This is a genomic window from Lentzea sp. NPDC006480 (assembly GCF_040611995.1).
Taxonomy (GTDB): domain Bacteria; phylum Actinomycetota; class Actinomycetes; order Mycobacteriales; family Pseudonocardiaceae; genus Lentzea.
Genome location: NZ_JBEXPJ010000304.1, coordinates 1 through 4552, shown reverse-complemented (window position 1 = coordinate 4552; position 4552 = coordinate 1). Strand labels below are relative to the sequence as shown.

The following is a 4552-nucleotide window of genomic DNA, read 5'->3' as shown; positions in this document are numbered from 1 at the left end:
GTGGGCTGTTGGCGTGTGAAAGTACTACCAACTGCGAGTTGGTAGTACTTGCACACGCCTGAACAACAACGGCTAGCGGCCGCGGCGGCGGAGTTCGTTCGCGAGCATCGGGAGCAGCTCGTCGATGAACGACGTGTCGTAGCCCTGGCCGGAGAGCAGGGCGTAGCTGAAGCGCGCCTTGAGGACCTCTTCGGACGACGCGCCGAGCATGCCGTCGAGCGCGACGCCGATCTCCTCCAGCATCCGGTCGACCTGCGCGGTGCGGTAGCCGCGCTGCCCCGACGCCGCCTGCGGGATCCGCAGCTGGCGCAGGTCCTTCCACGACTTGACCGCCGGCATGCTGCGCACCGGGCCGGAGAGCTGCTGCTCGATCCGGCTGAGGAAGCCGTCGACCTCGGTCTCGTCGTAGCCGCGCCGTCCGATGAGCGGACGGGAGAACCTCACGTCGCGGATGTCCTTGCCGGTCAGGTTGTCCTGGCCGAGCAGCGTGGCCTCGATGCGGTCGAGGAACGCGTCCACCTGGGACTCCTGGTAGCCGCGGCGGCCGCGGGGAGGGCGGTGGAACGCGACGTTGCGGATGTCGGCGGCTGTGAGCTTCGGAGCGTCGACCGACCTGGGCTGCGCGGGTTGCTGCACCGGCGGCAGCTGCTGGGGGCGTGGCGGCGGTTGTGGGCGGCGCTGCTGGGGTCGTTGCTGTTGCTGCGGCAGCTGCGTGGTCGGTGGCGCCGGCTTGGCGGGTGGCGGCGCGGTTTCGAGCATGAGCACGACGAGGTCGAGGAACGTGTCGACGTCCTCCTCGTCGTACCCGAAGGTGCCGGGCGCGGTCTCGCCGAACACCGCGTCCTGAACCTGCTGGGCCGTCAGGTTGTCCTGTCCGCGCAGGGTGGCCTCGATGCGGTCGAGGAACGCGTCGATCTGGCCCTCGTGGTACCCGCGCGTGCCCGGTCTGGGCTTGTGGAAGCGCACCGCGCCGACGTCGTCAGGAGACAGCCGCACCGCGGGTCTGAGCCCCTTCGACGTGGCGTGCGCACCCTGGGCGGGCGCACTGGCCTGCTGGCGTTGCGGAGTGGACCGCAGCGTGTCGGCCACCAGTTCCATGAAGACGTTGACCTCGTTCACGTCGTAGCCCGGATCCCGGGTCGCGGTGCTGAACTTCACGCTGAGCACGTCCTCGCGCGTGAGGATGTCCCTGCTGCGCATGGTGTCCTCGACCCGGTCGAGAAATGCGTCCACCTCGGCCGCGTCGTACCCGCGCGCGCCCTTGGGGGGACGGTGGAACGCGACGAGGGCCACGTCCTGCGCGGAGAGCAGAGGTGCCGGATGCGCGGGTAGACGATGCTGCGCTCCGGGGCCGCCCCGATCCACCAATGACCTCCTCCTGCGTACCTGTACTGGGGAGTATCGCGTTTCGCGTGGCATAACGTTTCGTCCTGATGGACCAAACGGCGCCACTACGATCGCGAACATGAGTCAGTTCGTGGATGTGATGCTGGCGACGGCCGCAAACGGCCGGGACAGGGGCATGACGACGGGTGAACCCGCCGCGCCCGTCCGCCGGACCTGGGCCGAGGTGCACGAACGCGCCCGGCGGATGGCCGGTGCGCTCGACGTGGCGCCGGGCACCGCGATCGCCGTGCTCGCCGCCGAACCAGCCGTGATCGCCCCAGCCGTGCAAGCCGCATGGCTGTGTGGTGGCAGCGTCACGATGTTGCATCAACCCACACCACGCACCGACCTGGCCGAGTGGGCCGAGGACACGCTGCGGGTGCTCGCCATGATCGACTCTCGCCTGGTCCTGCTCGGCAGCCCGTTTGACGCCTTGTCCTCCGTGCTGGACCAGCACGGAATCCCTTATCGCAAGCTGTCCGAGCTCGACGGTGAGCCGATCGCCGCTCCTGTTCCCACTCCCGAGGATGCCACGGCACTGCTGCAGTTGACGAGTGGATCGACCGCCGATCCGAAAGCCGTCCGCATCACGCACCGAAACCTGATGGCCAACGCCCGCGGCATGGAGATCGCGGCGGCGCTGGATCCTTCCTCCGACGTGATGGTTTCCTGGCTGCCGTTGTTCCACGACATGGGGATGGTCGGGTTCCTGACCGTGCCGATGCTGTTCGGCCTGGAACTGGTGAAGGTCACCCCGGTCGACTTCCTGTCGCGTCCGACGTTGTGGGCCGACCTGATCACGCGGTACCGCGGGACGATCACCGCGGCGCCGAACTTCGCCTACGCGATCGTGGCCCGCCGGCTGGCTTCCTCCTCCGACTCGTTCGATCTTTCGTCGCTGCGGCTGGCTCTGAACGGGGCCGAGCCGATCGATCCGGCGGCTGTGCAGGCTTTTGTCGACGCCGGTGCTCGCTTCGGACTGCGGCCCGAGTCGATCCTCGCCGCTTACGGCATGGCGGAGACCACTCTGGGTGTGGCTTTCGCGCCGTTGTTCACCGGTCTGTCCGTGGACGTGGTGGATGCGGACGCGGTCGAGGCGGATCATCGCGCTGAGCCTGCTGCCGAAGGGCGTGCTTTCCCGTTGCTCGGGCCGCCGTTGCCCGGCCTGGAGCTTCGCGTTGTGGACGACTCGGGCAAGGTCCTGGGTGTCCGGGACGTTGGTGAGCTGCAGATCCGCGGTGAGGCCGTCACTCCCGGCTACCTGACTGTGTCCGGTCCGCTGGCCACGCAGGACTCCGAGGGCTGGCTGTCCACAGGCGACATCGGATATCTGGTGGAGGACGGACAGGTCGTCGTCTGCGGGCGGCGCAAGGACGTCATCATCATGGGCGGCCGGAACATCTATCCGACCGATGTGGAGCGTGCTGCCTGCTCGGTGGACGGTGTGCGGGCCGGTAACGCGGTGGCGGTGCGGTTGGACGCGGGGACGCAGCGGGAGCGGTTCGCGGTGGTGCTGGAGTCGAAGCTGGCCGGGGATGCCGAGGCGGAGAAAGCGCTGGTGAAGGAAGTCACGGCGCGGGTGGTGGACGCGGTCGGGTTGCGGCCGTTCGCGGTGGTGGTGCAGCCGCCGGGGACTCTGCCGAAGACGCCGTCGGGCAAGCTTCGCCGGTCCGCGGCGGCCGCACTGGTCTAGCAGAGGGCGTCGAGCTTCTCGACGAGTTCGCGCAGCTCCCTCGCACTCCTGCGGGGGAGCCTGCCGATCACGTGGTCGAGGCACTCCCGTGCCCAGAGGGCCTCTGCAGCGTCGTGGTCGTAGTGCATTTCGTGCTCTTTCAACCACCGCCGGTGAAACGGGTTGCGCACGAAGTCCGACCACGCCGCGAGCGCGTCGGCGCCGCCGTGATGATGCAGATCCGCCAGCAGGCGCGTTGATGCGCCGTGGATCGGGCGGAGTTTGCCTCGGGGAGGCGTTGGGCGCCTACGCGGCACAGCCCTTTCGGTTGCTCATGCCTTGATCGTACGGCTCAGTGGAAGGCGTTTTGGGCGGCTTCCAGGCCCTTGGTGACCAGCGCCTCGGTCGCGTCGGCGGCGCGGTCGATCTCCAGCGCGAGCTGCTTGCGCTCCACCGTGGAGAAGTCCTTCAGGACGTAGTCGGCCGGGTCCTGACGGCCTGAAGGGCGGTCGACGCCGAAGCGGACCCGGTGGTAGTCCTTGGTGCCCAAGGACTTCGTGATGGAGCGGAGTCCGTTGTGGCCGTTGTCGCCGCCGCCGAGCTTCATCCGGATGGCGGCGAACGGGAGGTCCAGCTCGTCGTGGATCACGACGATCAGGGTGGGCTTGAAGAACTTGGCGGCGCTCGAGACCGGGCCGCCGGAGAGGTTCATGAAGCTGCGCGGCTTGGCGAGGACGACGCGGTGGCCGCTCAGCCTGCCCTCGACGATCTCGGCGCCGGACTTGTGGGCCTTGAACTTGCCGCCCACGCGCGCGGCCAGTTCGTCGAGGACCAGGAAGCCGATGTTGTGGCGGTTGCCCTCGTACTTCGGGCCGGGGTTGCCCAGGCCGACAATGAGGGCGAGGTCATCGTCCACGGAACCGCAACTCCTGCTCGAGATCGTCCAGCAACGCGTCCACGGCCTGCACCTGGTATCCCTTGCCCAGCAGGCCGGACGTGGTGCTGAACCGGGTGTTGCGGACCTCGGTGGAGGTCATGGCACCCCGGCCGTCCAGGTTGGCCGCGGCACGGTCGATGAAGGCGTCCACTTCGGCGCGATCGTATCCGGTGCCGCTCTTCGGCAGCTTGCGCGTGCGCAGGGCGTCGCCGGTGCTCAGGCCCGTTGGCGGCACGATGCCGTTGCGGACCTGGTGCTCCAGCAGGTGCAGGACGCCGTCGACGCTCAACGGGTCGTAGCCGTTCGGGACCGTGGCGAACCTGACGGTGCGCACGTGGTCCGGGTTCAGCCGGATGCGGCCGGCCAGCGCGTCGGCGACGATCCGCATGAACTCGTTGACCTGCTCCGGGTCGTAACCCTGCCGCTTGCGACGGAAGGTCTTGGAGCGGATCTCGGTCGGCCCCAGGTATGCGGACGGCGCGCCACCGAGTCGATCGGCCAGCAGCGCGGTGAGGCGGTGCCTGGTCAGCTCGAAGCCCAGCGGGGACAGGGCGGCC

General features: G+C 68.7%; 5 protein-coding genes. 1 reads left to right on the top strand and 4 read right to left on the bottom strand.

Annotated features, from left to right (window positions below; genetic code table 11):
- Window positions 1–72: 72 nt before the first annotated feature.
- Window positions 73–1365 carry a DivIVA domain-containing protein gene (locus ABZX92_RS45225; RefSeq protein ID WP_355572257.1) on the bottom strand — a complete coding sequence of 431 codons (1293 nt, stop codon included), beginning with the start codon at window positions 1363–1365 and terminating at the stop codon, window positions 73–75.
- A gap of 100 nt (window positions 1366–1465) precedes the next feature.
- On the opposite strand from ABZX92_RS45225, the gene ABZX92_RS45220 reads away from it, so the two are divergent.
- On the top strand, window positions 1466–3079 hold the full coding sequence (locus ABZX92_RS45220) for a fatty acyl-AMP ligase (RefSeq protein WP_355572256.1): 1614 nt from the start codon (window positions 1466–1468) through the stop codon (window positions 3077–3079).
- Here ABZX92_RS45220 and ABZX92_RS45215 read toward each other — a convergent pair.
- From ABZX92_RS45215 to ABZX92_RS45205, 3 genes are all read right to left on the bottom strand, one after another.
- Complete coding sequence (locus ABZX92_RS45215) at window positions 3076–3207, bottom strand: hypothetical protein (RefSeq protein WP_355572254.1); 132 nt, start codon at window positions 3205–3207, stop codon at window positions 3076–3078. The two genes, ABZX92_RS45220 and ABZX92_RS45215, sit on opposite strands and share 4 nt — an antisense overlap.
- A gap of 203 nt (window positions 3208–3410) precedes the next feature.
- Complete coding sequence (pth, locus tag ABZX92_RS45210; protein WP_045311932.1) at window positions 3411–3974, bottom strand: aminoacyl-tRNA hydrolase; 564 nt, start codon at window positions 3972–3974, stop codon at window positions 3411–3413.
- Window positions 3964–4552, bottom strand: a 589-nt coding sequence (locus ABZX92_RS45205; RefSeq protein ID WP_355572252.1) for a DivIVA domain-containing protein, incomplete at its 5' end; no start/stop codon positions are given. The genes ABZX92_RS45205 and pth, both read right to left, overlap by 11 nt.

What these genes read in the sequence shown, in the direction of transcription:
- ABZX92_RS45215 (WP_355572254.1), bottom strand. Translation starts at nt 3,207, where the DNA reads ATGCACTACGACCACGACGCTGCAGAGGCCCTCTGGGCACGGGAGTGC.
- ABZX92_RS45220 (WP_355572256.1), top strand. Translation starts at nt 1,466, where the DNA reads ATGAGTCAGTTCGTGGATGTGATGCTGGCGACGGCCGCAAACGGCCGG.